Origin of the sequence: Burkholderia sp. LMU1-1-1.1 (assembly GCF_040675865.1) — a bacterium.
Taxonomy (GTDB): domain Bacteria; phylum Pseudomonadota; class Gammaproteobacteria; order Burkholderiales; family Burkholderiaceae_D; genus Rugamonas.
On record NZ_JBEGHG010000003.1, the window covers coordinates 137,738 to 152,665 of the forward strand.

General features: G+C 65.8%; 14 protein-coding genes. 3 read left to right on the top strand and 11 right to left on the bottom strand.

The features are described from left to right. Nucleotides 1-64 precede the first annotated feature (64 nt). From ggt to MRBLMU1_RS04260, 11 genes are all read right to left on the bottom strand, one after another. Complete coding sequence (ggt, locus tag MRBLMU1_RS04210) at nucleotides 65-1,855, bottom strand: gamma-glutamyltransferase (protein ID WP_363497473.1); 1,791 nt, start codon at nucleotides 1,853-1,855, stop codon at nucleotides 65-67. A 93-nt stretch (nucleotides 1,856-1,948) separates the two neighbouring features. Beyond that, a complete protein-coding gene (locus MRBLMU1_RS04215; protein WP_363497476.1) occupies nucleotides 1,949-2,707 on the bottom strand; it encodes an SDR family NAD(P)-dependent oxidoreductase in 759 nt (252 codons plus the stop codon). Between the two features lie 117 nt (nucleotides 2,708-2,824). Further along, a complete protein-coding gene (locus MRBLMU1_RS04220) occupies nucleotides 2,825-3,760 on the bottom strand; it encodes a hypothetical protein (RefSeq protein ID WP_363497479.1) in 936 nt (311 codons plus the stop codon). 295 nt (nucleotides 3,761-4,055) lie between these two features. Continuing rightward, entirely contained in the window at nucleotides 4,056-4,514 is a 459-nt protein-coding gene (locus tag MRBLMU1_RS04225) for a hypothetical protein (protein ID WP_363497481.1), read from the bottom strand. A gap of 96 nt (nucleotides 4,515-4,610) precedes the next feature. Continuing rightward, a complete protein-coding gene (locus MRBLMU1_RS04230) occupies nucleotides 4,611-6,815 on the bottom strand; it encodes a sodium-translocating pyrophosphatase (RefSeq protein WP_363497484.1) in 2,205 nt (734 codons plus the stop codon). A gap of 181 nt (nucleotides 6,816-6,996) precedes the next feature. After that, nucleotides 6,997-7,653: an adenylate kinase gene (adk, locus tag MRBLMU1_RS04235; protein ID WP_363497487.1), complete on the bottom strand. Its 657-nt coding sequence runs from the start codon at nucleotides 7,651-7,653 to the stop codon at nucleotides 6,997-6,999. A 235-nt stretch (nucleotides 7,654-7,888) separates the two neighbouring features. Beyond that, nucleotides 7,889-8,671, bottom strand: coding sequence for a 3-deoxy-manno-octulosonate cytidylyltransferase (gene kdsB / locus MRBLMU1_RS04240; RefSeq protein WP_363497490.1), 783 nt, complete (start codon nucleotides 8,669-8,671; stop codon nucleotides 7,889-7,891). Nucleotides 8,672-8,674: 3 nt separating this feature from the next. Next, the gene (locus MRBLMU1_RS04245; RefSeq protein WP_209726433.1) at nucleotides 8,675-8,851 is read right to left on the bottom strand and encodes a Trm112 family protein; all 177 of its coding nucleotides are present in this window, start codon (nucleotides 8,849-8,851) and stop codon (nucleotides 8,675-8,677) included. After that, the gene (lpxK, locus tag MRBLMU1_RS04250; RefSeq protein WP_363497493.1) at nucleotides 8,841-9,971 is read right to left on the bottom strand and encodes a tetraacyldisaccharide 4'-kinase; all 1,131 of its coding nucleotides are present in this window, start codon (nucleotides 9,969-9,971) and stop codon (nucleotides 8,841-8,843) included. Before lpxK ends, MRBLMU1_RS04245 begins: the two co-directional genes overlap by 11 nt. Continuing rightward, complete coding sequence (locus MRBLMU1_RS04255) at nucleotides 9,972-10,406, bottom strand: ExbD/TolR family protein (RefSeq protein WP_363497496.1); 435 nt, start codon at nucleotides 10,404-10,406, stop codon at nucleotides 9,972-9,974. A 10-nt stretch (nucleotides 10,407-10,416) separates the two neighbouring features. Next, nucleotides 10,417-11,022, bottom strand: a complete 606-nt coding sequence (locus MRBLMU1_RS04260; RefSeq protein WP_363497499.1) for a MotA/TolQ/ExbB proton channel family protein — start codon at nucleotides 11,020-11,022, stop codon at nucleotides 10,417-10,419. Between the two features lie 1,031 nt (nucleotides 11,023-12,053). On the opposite strand from MRBLMU1_RS04260, the gene MRBLMU1_RS04265 reads away from it, so the two are divergent. From MRBLMU1_RS04265 to MRBLMU1_RS04275, 3 genes are read left to right on the top strand one after another with little or no spacing between them, the layout of a single operon-like run. Next, nucleotides 12,054-12,725 (top strand): phage tail protein, encoded by a 672-nt coding sequence (locus tag MRBLMU1_RS04265; RefSeq protein ID WP_363497502.1) that lies wholly within the window; start codon nucleotides 12,054-12,056, stop codon nucleotides 12,723-12,725. Then, a complete protein-coding gene (locus tag MRBLMU1_RS04270) occupies nucleotides 12,700-13,224 on the top strand; it encodes a GNAT family N-acetyltransferase (protein WP_363497504.1) in 525 nt (174 codons plus the stop codon). The genes MRBLMU1_RS04265 and MRBLMU1_RS04270 overlap by 26 nt, the downstream gene beginning before the upstream one ends. Beyond that, the gene (locus MRBLMU1_RS04275; RefSeq protein ID WP_363497507.1) at nucleotides 13,221-14,927 is read left to right on the top strand and encodes an aspartyl/asparaginyl beta-hydroxylase domain-containing protein; all 1,707 of its coding nucleotides are present in this window, start codon (nucleotides 13,221-13,223) and stop codon (nucleotides 14,925-14,927) included. The genes MRBLMU1_RS04270 and MRBLMU1_RS04275 overlap by 4 nt, the downstream gene beginning before the upstream one ends. Nucleotide 14,928: the final 1 nt, after the last annotated feature.

The following is a 14,928-nucleotide window of genomic DNA, read 5'->3' on the forward strand; positions in this document are numbered from 1 at the left end:
GTTTGGGGAAGGCGGCAGCCGCTTTTCGGCGACTTTGCCACAAACCCCGCGGCGGCCGGCCCGATCAATCCCCCAGCACGATCCCCTCGCGGCGCGGATCGGCGCCGCCGAACCATTGCGCCTTGCCGTCGACGACGCGGCGCTGTATGCCCTGCAGGCCGGAGTTCTGGTCCGCCTCGCGCACCTGGTGGCCGCGCGCCTTGAGCTCCTCGATCACCGCCGGCGCCACGCGCCCGGCCTCGATCTCGGTCGGGCCGTTGCGGCTGCCCATGTTCGGCAGGCTGATGGCCTGCTGCACGTCGAGCTTCCAGTCCAGCGTGCCGACCAGCACCTTGGCCACGTAATTGATGATGGCCGAGCCGCCCGGCGAGCCGGTGGCCAGCACCAGCCGGTGCGTGCCCTTGTCGAACACCAGCGTCGGCGACATCGCGCTGCGCGGGCGTTTGCCGGCCTGCACCCGGTTGGCGATCGGACCGTCGGCGTCCTGCGAATCGAACGAGAAGTCGGTCAACTGGTTGTTCAGCATGAAGCCGTCGACCATCTGGCGCGCGCCGAAGGCGTCTTCCACCGAGGTGGTCATCGACAGCCCGCCGCCGAAGGCGTCGACCGCCACGAAGTGCGAAGTCGATGGCTTGTCGATGGCGGTGTCGGCGCCCCACGCGACCTGCATGGTGGCCGGCGTGCCGTAGTTGGCGCGGCCCATCGAGCGCTCGCCGATCAACGCGGCGCGCTGCGACAGGTAGGCCTTGTCCAGCATGGCGCCAACGCCCTTGCCCGGCAGCGGCACGAAATCGGTGTCGGCCACGTAGCGGTTGCGGTCCGCGTAGGCCAGCCGTCCCGCTTCGGAGAACAGGTGGATGCCCTCGGCGGTCGGCATGCCGTCGACCGGTTTGTACGGGCTGATGTCCTTGACCTCCAGGATGCCCAGCATCTGGGCGATGGCGATGCCGCCGGACGAAGGCGGCGGCGCGCCGCACACGGTCCACGCCTTGTAGTCGCTGCAAATCGGCGCGCGCTCCTTGGCCTGGTAGCCGGCGATGTCGGCGGCGGTCAGCTTGCCGGGATTGGTCGGATGAGAGGCCACCTTGGCGGCGATGTCGCGCGCGATGCGGCCCTTGTAGAAGGCGTCGGCGCCGCCGGCGGCGATCTCGCGCAGCGTGCGCGCCAGTTCCGGATTTTTCAGGATGTAGCCGACCGGGCGCGGTTTGCCGTCGTCGTCGAAGAAGTATTTTTTGGCGACGGGGTCGCGGGCCAGATAGCGGTCGTAGGAGATCAGCGCGTTCAGGCGCGGGCTGACGGCGAAGCCATCCTCCGCCAGTTTGATCGCCGGCGCGAACAGGGTTTTCCACGGCAGTTTTCCGTGCTGTTTATGCGCCAGCTCCAGCATGCGCAGCACGCCGGGCGCGCCCACCGAACGGCCGCCGATCACGCCGACCTCGCGCGAGACGGCCTTGCCGTCGGCATCCTGGAACAGGTGTTCGTCGGCCGACGCGGGCGCCGTTTCGCGGCCGTCGTACGACTGCACGCGTTTGCCGTCCGAGTAGAGCATGAAGGAGCCGCCGCCGATGCCCGACGATTGCGGCTCGACCAGGGTCAGTACCAGTTGGGTAGCGACGGCGGCGTCGATCGCCGCGCCGCCTTGCTTGAGCATCTGGTAGCCGGCCTGCGTGGCCAACGGATTGGCCGCGGCGACCATGAATTTTTGCGAGGATTTGCCGGCCTTCTCGGCGTAGCCGGTGGCGATTTCCGGTGCGGCGTCCGGCGTTGCGCGTTGCGCGTGGACCGGCGCGTGCAGAACGACCAACAGCGGTACGGCCAGTGCGGCGCTGCGCGCCAGTGTCTTTAAACGAATCATGGGCTCTCCAAATAGAGGGCGCGCCGGCCGGGAAAGCCCCCCCTGGGCGCGCCCGATCACTCTGGCATCCTACACGAAATCGTTTAAACCGTTTTACTTGGCTTGCATCCGGATGGCGCCGTCCAGGCGGATGGTCTCGCCATTGAGCATCGTGTTCTCGATGATCGCCTTGGCCAGATGGGCGTATTCATGCGGCTTGCCCAGGCGCGGCGGGAACGGCACCATGGCGCCGAGCGCGTCGCGCACCTCGGCGGGCATGCCCATCAACATCGGCGTCTCGAAGATGCCGGGCGCGATGGCCATCACGCGGATGCCGCTGCGGGCCAGGTCGCGCGCCATCGGCAGGGTCAGGCCGGCGACGGCGGCCTTGGACGACGCGTAGGCGGCCTGTCCCATCTGGCCGTCGAAGGCCGCCACCGAGGCGGTGTTGATGATGACGCCGCGCTCGCCGGTATCGACGGCGGCGTTCTTGCCCATCGCCTCGGCCGCCAGGCGCGCCATGTTGAAGGTGCCGACCAGGTTGATATTGATGGTGCGCTGGAACAGCTCGAGCGGATGGGCGCCCTCCTTGCCGACGGTCTTGGCGGCCGGCGCGATGCCGGCGCAGTTGACCAGGCCGCGCAGCGTGCCCAGCGCCACGGCCGCCGCGACCGCGCGGACGGCGTCGGCCTCGGCGGTCACGTCGGTCTGGACGAAGACGCCTTTCAACTCGGCGGCCAGCGCCTGGCCGGCCTCGGCCTGCACATCGGCCAGCACCACCTTCCCGCCGGCCTCGACGATCATGCGCGCCGTCGCCGCGCCCAGCCCGGACGCGCCGCCGGTGATGAGAAATACATTGTCGTGAATATGCATGAGGTCTCCGATCGCATTTGCATGACGTTTACGTAAACGTCACATCAAACGCAATTGTAGCCAAATTCGCGGCCGGAACGGGAAAAATTCGCCCGCTCGACCGGGCTTGTCGGGGGCTCAGCGCCCCCGCACCACCGTGATGCCGACCGACGTGCAGGCATAGCCGTACAGCTCGAGCTTGAGATGGGCCGGCCCCTCGGTCGGCGTCGGCGTGGCGAACGGCGGGGTATCGACGTAGCCGTCGAGGAAATGGGCGTCCGGCGCGACGACGAACTCGTCGACCTGGTGCCCCCGTTCGCGCAGTTCGGCGATGAGCGCGTCCAGATCACGGCGGCGGTACAGCACCGTGTCGCCGCTTTCGACTGTGCTGTCGTTCGAGCTGAGATTGAACTCGGTGGTGTGGCAGGCGACGCCGCCGATCTTGAGCGTCTTCTCGACGCTGTTGATGATGAAATCCATCCCCAGACGCAAGCTGCCGAGGTGTTCGAGCGCGCACGAGGACCAGCAGAAATCGTAGCCGACCACGTCGTCGCCGATATTGTTCATGTCGCACTCCTGGAAGCGCACGCGCTCGAGGAAATCGTCCTTGTCCAGGATGCCCTGGTACGGAATGCTATCGATGGCGTTGCTGTACTGTCCGGTGGCGCTCCAGCCCTGGGCATTGTCGATGCTTTGCGGCGCGTCGGTGGCCGTCACCCGCATGCCGCCCTTGGCGAACAACGCTGGCATGCGCTCGGCCCCCACGCCGAATCCGAGCGCCCGCTTGCCTTCGCCGATCACGCCGCGACTGCGTGCGATATGGACGATGTATGCCCATTCCCAAAACTTCCGGTGCAACATCGGCGGAATGGCCAGATCGCGCGCGATCCGGGAGAACTCCGGATGGTAGAAGTCAGCCGCCGAGCACGTCGAATATCGCATGAACGGGGAGGCCGGGTCCGACTGGTAAAGATCTATCGGCGGCAGGAATATCTTGGGCGGCACCGCCGCCGTGGGCGGCGTCGGCGCCTTGGCCAACAGCGCATCGATGCGTTCGTTGACGAGCCTGTCCATGACCATCTCGGCGCGTTCTTCAATGAGGGCTGTGAGCTGCGGACCGTAGCCGGAAGCAAAACGGGAAAACAGACGGTGTAACAAAGGGCGGGAGGAGGAACTTGTTTTCATACTTCCTTAATCGGTGGCGCGAAGATAGGTCAGCGGCCCATCCCAATATTTAAGTGACAATGATTACCAAACTGAAATATAGCCAGCAATACTAGCCGAAAATGCAGGCCGAAAACTCACCAATTCTCACACCCCTCGCGCAAGTGTAACGGTCTGTGCATGCGAATAGCCGGCAGCGCCGCCATCAGCACTGCAGCCAAGCGCCGTTTCGTTGGCACATCTTGCCTGCCGGTGTGATCGTGGTGCCGGCCGGGCCGTTGTTGTGGCGCACGCCGCTGGGGTCGTAGCAGCCGCCGGCCGTGCAGCCGATCGCCGGTATCGGCGTGCCCGGCGGTTGCATCAGCGTTTCGATCGGGGTGGACGGCTGCGCCTTGGGCATGGCGACTTGCGGCGCGAGCTTGTTGCTGGGCATCGGCTGTATCGTCAGCGGCACCGGCCGGCGCGGCATCGGCACCGCGGCCGGCGCCGTGCGGCACGGCTCCACCGCGAGCCGCTTGCCGTCTTCGCTGAGCTTGCACACGGGCAGCCTGGCGTAAGCGTCCCCGCTGGCCGGCGCGGGCGCGGGGTCGCCCCAGGCGTTGGCGCAAAGTAACGATCCAAGCAGGAACGCCGCCGTCAGCGCGGCTGGTTTCAGAGCTTTCATTTCATCACCTTCCAAAGTGCGACGCCTGTTCGTATTATTAGCAGGCATCGCGCCGCACGGAAGGCCTTGAAACAATTCGTAACCTCCTGCGCCCTGCTACCTCACCGGCGCGGGTTCCGATGCCGGGGGCGGTGGCGGTGGCATGCCCGGCGCCAGCGGCGCGCCCTCCGTCAGCGGCGAGGCGGAACGGGGCGGCGGCGGCGCGTCCGCCGGCGCCATCCGCGCCGGCGCGTGCGCGGCCATCGCCGGCGCGCTGACCGCCAGCCAGCCCGAGGCCGGCAGCAACGGCACCAGCAGCAAGGCGACGATGTTGATGATCTTGATCAGCGGATTGACGGCCGGGCCGGCCGTGTCCTTGTACGGGTCGCCGACCGTGTCGCCGGTGACCGCCGCCTTGTGCGCCTCCGAACCCTTGCCGCCGAAGTGGCCGTCCTCGATGTATTTCTTGGCGTTGTCCCAGGCGCCGCCGCCGGTGGTCATCGAGATCGCGACGAACAGGCCGGTGACGATGGTGCCCATCAGCATGCCGCCCAGCGCGGCCGATCCCAGCAGCATGCCGACCACCACCGGCACCACCACCGGCAGCAGCGAGGGCACGATCATTTCCTTGATCGCCGAGGCGGTCAGCATGTCGACCGCCTTGTCGTACTCCGGCTTGCCGGTGCCGTCCATGATGCCCTTGATGTCGCGGAACTGGCGGCGCACCTCCACCACCACTGCGCCGGCCGCGCGCCCCACCGCCTCCATCGCCATCGCGGCGAACAGGTAGGGGATCAGGCCGCCGATGATCAGGCCGACGATGACCATCGGATTGGACAGGTCGAAGGTGATGCTCTTGCCCGCCGATTCGAGCGCGTGCGTGTAGTCGGCGAACAGCACCAGCGCGGCCAGCCCGGCCGAGCCGATGGCGTAGCCCTTGGTGACGGCCTTGGTGGTGTTGCCCACCGCGTCGAGCGGGTCGGTGATGGCGCGCACCGATTCGGGCATGCCGGCCATTTCGGCGATGCCGCCGGCATTGTCGGTGATCGGGCCGTAGGCGTCGAGCGCGACGACGATGCCGGCCATCGACAGCATCGAGGTGGCGGCGATGGCGACGCCGTACAGCTGCCCCAGCTGATACGAGACCAGGATCGCCGCGCACACGGCCAGCACCGGCCAGGCGGTCGACTTCATCGACACGCCCAGCCCGGCGATGATGTTGGTGCCGTGGCCGGTCGTGGACGCCTCGGCAATGTGCTTGACCGGATAGAAGTCAGTGCCGGTGTAGTACTCGGTGATGTAGACCATCAGCCCGGTCAGCACGATGCCGACCACGGTGCAGCCGAGCATGCGCATGCGCATCGCCTCGTCCGGCCAGACCTGCCAGGTGACGACCGCGAAGCCGATCAGGGACAGCCCGGCGGCCCACCACAGCCCGGTGTACAGCGCCGACATGATCTTCTTGCCCGGCTTGGCCTTGACCATCGAGCAGCCGATGATGGAGGCGATGATGGACACCGCCCCCAGCAGCAGCGGATAGACGACCGCCGTGCTCGACGTGGTCATCAGCAGCGCCCCCAGCAGCATGGTGGCGATCAGGGTGACGACGTAGGTTTCAAACAGGTCGGCGGCCATGCCGGCGCAATCGCCGACGTTGTCGCCGACGTTGTCCGCGATCACGGCCGGGTTGCGCGGGTCGTCCTCCGGGATGCCCGCCTCGACCTTGCCGACCAGGTCGGCGCCGACGTCGGCGCCCTTGGTGAAGATGCCGCCGCCGAGCCGCGCGAAGATCGAGATCAGCGAGGCGCCGAATGCCAGCCCGATCAGCGGCTCGATCACCTTATGCAGATTCGGGCCGAGGTCGGGCGGGAGGCCGGCGATCAGGTACATATAAAACAGCACCACGCCCAGCAGGCCGAGCCCGACCACCAGCATGCCGGTGATGGCGCCGCCCTTGAAGGCGACGTTCAAGGCCTCGTTCATGCCCTTGGTGGCGGCCTGCGCGGTGCGCACGTTGGCGCGCACCGACACGTTCATGCCGATGAAGCCGCACGCGCCCGAGAGCACCGCGCCGATCAGGAAACCGATGGCGGTGTTGATGTCGAGGAGTACCCCGATGAGGATGAGCAGCACCACGCCGACGATGCCGATGGTGCGGTACTGGCGCGCCAGGTAGGCGGCGGCGCCTTGCTGAATGGCCAGTGCAATTTCCTGCATGCGCGGGTTGCCCGCGTCCTGGCGCAAAATCCAACTACGTGACCATAAACCATAAACCACGGCGATAACGCCGCAACCGACTGCTAACCAAAGACTGGCTGCCATAGTGTCCCCTTATTTTTATTGAACGAGCCTACAAACCACACTTCAGTAGCTGTCCGGTGGGGACAGCCGACTAACCTGCGAACTGCAAAACGTCAAATCGGGAGGGCATCCAGCTTTTGCCGGCTTGGTCAAAAACAAGGGCGTTAAAAAAGCGGACACTCGGTCCGCTCTACTTTAACGCTTATTCGGCGAGCGCGGCAAACGCGCTGTCACGAATTTGTTCCACCGGACCGACGCCGGCGATGCGGCGGTATTTCGGCGCGCCAGGCTCGCCCGATTGGGCCCAGGTATTGTAGTAACCCAGCAGCACTTCGGTCTGATTATGGTAAACGTCGAGACGTTTCTTGACGGTTTCCGCCTTGTCGTCGTCGCGCTGCACCAGGTCTTCGCCGGTGACGTCGTCCTTGCCGTCGACCTTCGGCGGATTGAACTTGACGTGGTAGACGCGGCCCGAACCCGGGTGCACGCGGCGGCCGTCCATGCGCTCGATGATCGACTCGTCCGGCACGTCGATTTCCAGCACGTAGTCGACAACGACGCCGTTGTCCTTCATCGAGTCGGCTTGCGCGACGGTGCGCGGGAAGCCGTCGAACAGATAGCCGTTGGCGCAGTCGGGCTGCTTCAACCGTTCTTGGACCAGGCCGATGATGATGTCATCGGAGACCAGGCCACCCGCATCCATCACTTTTTTGGCGGCTACGCCCAACTCCGTGCCGGCCTTGATCGCGGCGCGCAACATGTCGCCGGTCGAGATCTGGGGGATGTTGTATTTTTCTTTGATGAAATTAGCCTGGGTGCCCTTGCCTGCACCTGGTGCTCCTAAAAGAATAAGACGCATGAAAAATTCCTAAAACAGATTTTGGATGTGGTTAGTGTGTGTGGTGGAAACAGTAGAAATACTGCAAGTCCGACTATGTTGGTACGAAACTTACCACAAAACTTCGTCTAAACGCCAATTTGTGACGGCTTGCGCCCTTCTTCACTGGCAAAACAGGAGCATACAGAGATATTCCGTATGAATATCGCACTTGCTTCCTGTTTATGATTGATTTATGCCGGTAAGCTGATCTATATCAATACGGCAGCGGATACGACAACCGCACCCGCGCCAGATCCTCCGGCGTGTCGACGCCGGCGGCCGGCGCCGAGTCGGTGATGTGGACGGCGATCGGATAGCCGTGCCACAGCACGCGCAGCTGCTCCAGCGCTTCGATCGATTCCAGCGGCGAGGCTTCCAGCGCCGGGTAGGCTTGCAGGAAATCATTGCGGTAGGCGTACAGTCCGATGTGGCGGAGCGGTACGTAGCCGGCTGGCAGTGCTTCTTTGGACTGCGCAAAGGCGTCGCGGTTCCACGGTATGGTCGCGCGGGAGAAATAAAGGGCCCGGCCGGCCTTGTCCAACACCACCTTGACCACGTTCGGGTTGAAGGCGTCGGCGGCGTCGTGCAGCGGATGGGCGCAGGTCGACATCGGCACGTCGGCGCCGATGCGGGCGGCGGCCGCTTGCAGCAGCGCCGGATCGATCAGCGGCTCGTCGCCCTGCAGGTTGACGACGACGGCGCCGGCCGGCAGATTCAGGGTGCGCGCCACCTCGGCGATGCGGTCGGTGCCGGACGGGTGGTCGGCGCGCGTCATGCACACCTCCACGCCGTGCAGTGCGCAGGCGGCGCGGATGTCTTCGTGGTCGGTGGCGACGATGATGCGCGCGGCGCCCGACAACGCGGCGCGCTCGGCCACGCGGACCACCATCGGCTTGCCGCCGAGGTCGGCCAGCGGCTTATTCGGCAAACGGGTCGACGCCAGCCGCGCCGGGATGATGACGACGAACGGGGACACAGGGTGGGAGACGAGCGGCACCGCTCAATCCACCTTGTCTTGCAACGTGCGAGCCTCGTCGGCCCACATGATCGGGATGCCGTCGCGGATAGGGAATGCCAGGCGGTCGCCCTTGCAGATCATCTCCTGGGCTTTCTTATCGTACTCAAGGGGGCCTTTGCAGACCGGGCATACCAGGATATCAAGCAATCTAGCGTCCACGACATTTCTCCACGATTTGGTCGGCCAGCGCCGCATCGATGCGCGCCGTTACCGGGACGACCCACAGTCGCGGGTCGTCTCTGAGTTCTTCAATTTGCGCACATTTTACTGCATCCTTCTCGGTCATCAAGATGATATCGGCCTCCAGGCGCGCGAAAGGGCGGTCGGCGAAGTCGTGATGATCGGGCAAAGGCAGCTCGGCGATGGACAGGCCGGCGGCCTTGAGCATGTCGAAGAAGCGCGCCGGATTGCCGATGCCGGCCGCCGCCGCCAGCCGCAGGCCGGGTTGGTTCAGCCCGGCCAACGGGCGGCGCTGGCCGCGGTCGCGCAATTGCTCCGCGTACTCGCCCACCAAGGTCATCTGGATCGGCGCCAACATGTCGGGGTCTGACCCCGACATTGTTGCCGAGGCGGATCTGATGTCGGGGTCTGACCCCGACATGGACTGTCGGGGCTGGCAGCCGACGGCGCGCACCAGCTCGTCGGTCAGCAGCGGCGCGTTGATGACGGTGAAGTCGCGCCGGCGCGAGACCGGCTCGCGCAGCGGCCCGGCCGGCAGCAGCCAGCCATTGCCGGCGCCACGGCCGTCGAACAGGATGATCTCGATATCGCGTCGCAGCGCGTAATGCTGCAAGCCGTCGTCGGTCAGCACGATATCGACGTCGGGGTGGGCCGCCAGCAGCGCGCGGCCGGTGGCGGCGCGGTCGCGCCCGACCATGACCGGGCAGCCGGTGCGCTGCTTGATCAGCAACGGCTCGTCGCCGACCTCGGCCGGCGTCGACAAGGCGCCGACCTCGCGCGCGCCGTCGGCGTCGCTGCCGTGGCCGCGCGAGACCACTGCCGGGCGCATGCCGGCCGCCTGCAAGGCTTGCACCAGCCAGATCGTCAGCGGCGTCTTGCCGGTGCCGCCGATATAGATATTGCCGACCACCACCACCGGCACCGGCAGCCGCGACGACTTGAGCAGGCCGGCGCGGTACAGTCCCGCGCGCAAGCCGCTCAACGCCCGGAACAGCAGCGACAGCGGCCACAGCGCGCAGGCAAGCGGGCCGCGCCGCAGCCAGTTGCGCGTCAGCGTCGCTTCCAGCGCGGACGACTTGGTGGCGGAAGATGCGGACACTTATTTGGCGGCAGCGGTCTGCGCGGCGAAGGTGAGCTTGTCGTAGCCGGCGATGCGGGCCGCCTCCATCACATTGATCACCATCTGGTGCATCGCGAACTGGTCGGCGTTGACGATCACCACCGGCGACTTGCCGGGCTGGCCGCCCTTGTCGGCCGCCGACTTCATCGACTGCGCGAACCCGGCCACGTCGCGGAACGACACCGGCTCGTCGTTGATCGTGTAGTTGCCCTTGGCGTCGACGGTCACGTTCAGCTCGAACGGCTTTTCTTCCTGCTTCTGCGCGTCGGCGGTCGGCAAGGTGATCTGCAGCTCGGTGAATTTGCTGTAGGTGGTCGAGACCATCAGGAAAATCAAAATCACCAGCAGCACGTCGATGAACGGGATCAGGTTGATCTCGGGGTCCTCGCGGTGCCGGCCTTTGCGGAAATTCATGCGGACGTCCTTACTTGCGCTTGCTGTGCACGATGTCGACAAACTTCACCGCCTGCTGCTCCATCTCGATGACGAAGCTGTCCACCAGGGCGCGGAAGTGGCGGTAGAACACCAGGGTCGGCATGGCGATGGCCAGGCCGAAGCCGGTGTTATACAGCGCCACGGAAATGCCGTGCGCCAGTTGCGCCGGGTTGGAGCCGGAGGCGTTTTGCGAGCCGAAGATCTCGATCATGCCGACCACCGTGCCAAACAGCCCCATCAGCGGCGCCAGGGTCGCGATGGTGCCCAGGGTGGTGAGGAAGCGTTCCAGCGTGTGGGCCACGCCGCTGCCGGCCTCTTCGATGGATTCCTTCATCACTTCGCGCGGAGCGTCGACGTTGCGCAGCGCGGCCGACAACACCACGCCCAAGGGGGAACTTTTTTCCAGCTTGTCGATGACGCCGGTGTTGGCGTTGCCGCCGCGATAAACCTGAACCACCTCGTCGAGCAGCTTTTTCGGCAGGATTTTGCTACGGCGCAGGTACAGCAAGCGTTCGATGATCAAGGCCGTTGCGACGATCGATGCGATCAACAACAACCAGATGGGCCAACCTGCGGCTTGGAAGATAGCGAGCAAAACGAACTCCTGTAGTGATATGAACCCGAAGGCGCAATGTATCTTGTTGGACGACACTCGGCAAGTAGCATGCGTTTGGGGAGTTCTGCACATTTTCTGTGGACAACAATGTGCGCAATACCCATCAACACAACTCAAGTCGTTGATTTAAAACAGAAAAATATCGAAGCTCAAAATTAGCGCACACCGCGGCACCATGGCCCGCTTTATGCATTGCAAAAGTTGTGCCAACTTATGCCCACATTCTGTTGATAAGATTGTGCGCAAGCCATGCCATCGATCCGCATGCCATTGATTTCAATAAGCTTTATGTTCCTGCGCAAAAAACTGGCAAGGATGGGACCAGCGGCGTGTAATCCCCAAAGTACTTATCCACAACACAACTTTTATGCCGCTAGCCGCCGGGTTGTGCACTTCTGCACAAAATTTGTGGATAAGATTGTTAGCAAGGCTACTCCACACGCCCCAGCCCCTTGATTTATAAGGCTATTTTTGCCATGCGTAAAATAGACGCAGCGCCCGCCAGCCGCCGCCGGGGATAACTCCGCCGCGCCGGCCAGCGACTTCTGCACACTTGATGTGGATAAGATTGTGCGCAACCGCTCCCACATCGTGAAAGATCGTTGATTCATAAGGGAATTTTTGCCTTGAGTAAAAAAACAGCAATGATGACGATTCGCCGTTTTTTCAGGCGAGAACAGGATTTGTCCACCGAGACTTTCACTTCTGCACATTTTGTGTGGATAAGATTGTGAGCAAGGCCACCGGACAACATCCAAGTGCTTGATTCATCTCATCTTTATGCCCATGCGCAAAAAACACGCAGGCAGGCTCGGCGGCGTCAACGTGAAATTCCCGATATTGAAAAGATACAACGCTACCAACTTGGAAGTATTGCTTTTATTGCTATTAAATTCAAAACGTCTTTAAGATGGCTGCAAGCCGGCCTCGAGCGTCGGCGCTAGCGCCGGGAGCGCCCCGCTTCCCGCCCCCCCTAGCACACCGGCCACGGCCGGCAACCGGAGATATCAATGGACGCATTGCTTGGAACCATCCTGCCCTGGCCGGGCACCTTCGCGCCGGCCGGCTGGGCATTCTGCGACGGTCGCCTCTTGCAGGTCCGGCAATACCAGGCCTTGTTCTCTATCCTCAGCACCCAGTACGGCGGCGACGGCGTCAACGACTTCGGCGTGCCCGACCTGCGCGGACGCACCGTGCTCGGACCCAACGGCCAGGCGCCGCTTACCAATCGCGCCCTGGCCCAGAAAGGCGGCACGGAGACCGTGGCCGCCGTCGGCACCGGCACCGGCGCGGTGGCGCTGACCGCGGCCAACCTGCCCGCGCACTCCCACAACGCGACCCTGTCCTTGAGCGGGCTCGGCGCGACCACCGAGATCAGCGTGAGCACCGGCACCGGCGGCCAGTTGGCCGCGACGCCGGGCGCCACACTCGCCAGCACGGCGGCCGGCGCTTCCGGCGCGGCGATCTACCAGGTGTCGAGCGCGCCGGCGGTCGCGCCGGTGATCCTGGGCGGCGTCAAGACCACGGTCAGCGGCAACGGTTCGGTGACGGTCGCCCCCACCGGCGGCGGCACGCCGGCGACGGTCAGCGTGAGCGTCAACACGCCGGTGCCGACTATGCCGCCTTTTCTCGTCCTTAACTACATCATCTGCCTGAATGGAATCTACCCCACCCGCAACTGACCTGGCGGGCGCCGAGCCGGCGCTCGACCTGCGCCCGGCCACCGACGCCGACCAGCCGCTGCTGGCGGCGTTGTACCGCGCCACCCGCGACGACCTCACGCGGCTGGGCGACGGCCCGGTGGTCGACGCGCTGATCGCCATGCAGCAGCGCGTGCACGCCGAGGGCCAGCGGCGCCAGTACCCGTGCGCGCGCCAGTGGCTGCTGCACCGCGACGGGCGCTGCGTGGCGCAGCTGGTGCTGGACTGGCGCCCGCACCGTCTGCGCCTGATCGACATCGCCGTGCTGCCCGAGGCGCGCGGACAGGGCGTGGCGCGCGCGCTGCTGCGCTGGGTCCAGCGCCAGGCGCAAATCGCCGGCGTGCCGCTCGACCTGCAGGTGCGGCGCGACAACCAGCCGGCCCGCCATCTGTATCTGGACCTGGGTTTCCGCGCCGGCGCCGGCGACGAGCTGTTCGAGCCGATGCGGTGGGACCCCGCCGCCACGCCGGCGGCCCCATGACGACGGCGTCGACCCGCTACCTGAAACTGCCGCTCAGCTTTGACGCCGCGCGGCTGCAGGCCGAACTCGACGCGCTGCTGGCGCCGCAATGGATCGAACACTTCAACACGCGCGACTACGAGGGCGGCTGGCGCTGCCTGGCGCTGCGCTCGGCGGACGGCCAGCCGCGCCACATCGGCGCGCTGTCCGACGTCAATTTCCTCGACACGCCGGCGCTGGCGCAATGTCCGTATTTCCGCGCCGTGCTCGACGCCTTCGAGTGCGACAAGGCCGCCGTGCGGCTGATGGCGCTGGAAGCGGGTGCCGTCATCAAGCCGCACCGCGACGCCGCCACCGCCTTCGAGGATGGCCTGGCGCGGCTGCACGTGCCATTGCAGACCGATCCGTCCGTGACGTTCCGCATCGACGGCGAGGACATCCACTTCAGCCGTGGCGACACCTGGTACCTCAACGCCGGCCGCACCCACGCGGTCCACAACCGCAGCGCGCGCAGCCGCGTCCACCTGGTGCTCGACTGCCACGTCAATGCCTGGCTGCGCCGGCTGTTCGCCCAGGCCGGCCTGGCGCCGTCGGCACCGCCGCGTCTGGGCGAGGTGGCCGAGGGCGACCAGTACCCGCTGGCGCCCCAGCGCCGCGCACTGCTGCGCGCGCCCGAGATCACCCTGGCGCAGGCCGGGTCGCTGAGCGGCTGGTATCCGGTGGCCGTCAGCGACCATCCCGACGGCCTGTGGTGGCGCCGGCTCGGCGAGCGCCCGTTCAGCGAGCCGTTTTTCTCCGACACCTTCCGGCACCAGCCCCCTGCCGAACGCCAGCTGTGTTTCAGCGACTGGCGGGCGCCGGCGACGCTGCCCGACGCGCTGGCGCCGACCGCCTTCATCTTCCATGTTTCGCGCTGCGGTTCGACCCTGCTGACCCAGATGCTGGCCACGCTGCCCTCGTGCGTGGCGCTGTCGGAGCCGCCGGTGCTGGACGACTTCTTGCGGCGGCGCGAAGGCGTCGATGCCGCCGCCGACATCGTGCGCCTGCGCGCGCTGGTGCGCGCGCTCGGCCAGCGCCGCGATCCGCGCCAGCGCCATCTGGTGATCAAACTCGACAGTTGGCACCTGCGCGACCTGGCGCTGTTCCGCGCCGCCTTCCCGGACACGCCGATGGTGTTCCTGTACCGCGAGCCGCTGCAGGTGCTGGCCTCGCACCGGCGCCAGCGCGGCCCGCAAATGCTGCCGGGACTGATCGATCCTGCCTGGCTGGGCATCGCCTTCGGCCAGCCCGGGGAAGGCGCGGAAACGGCCGGGGAAACGGATGGCGGCAACGGCGACCACGACCGACTGGCGCCGTCCGACCTCGACCGCTATTGCCTGCACGTGCTGCGCGCCCTGATGGAGACGGCGCTGGCGGCGCAGGCCGGCGGCCAACCGTTGCTACTGCTGAACTACACCGAGCTGCCCCGCTTGCCCGACTTGCCGCTGCTGGCCCGGCTGGGCATCCGCCCCGGCCGCACCGAGCGGGTCAACATGCTGCGCCGCGCCGCCTTTCACGCCAAGCACGGCGCGCCGTTCAGCGGCGACGCCGCCACCGCCGACCGCTGGGGCGCGGCGCCGCAACCGGCGCTGCTCGACCGGTTGGCGTGGTTGTACGCGTGGCTGGAACAATCCCGCCTGAACACCGAAATTGTCTTGTATCAACAACATAGCGACCGATTGTGAC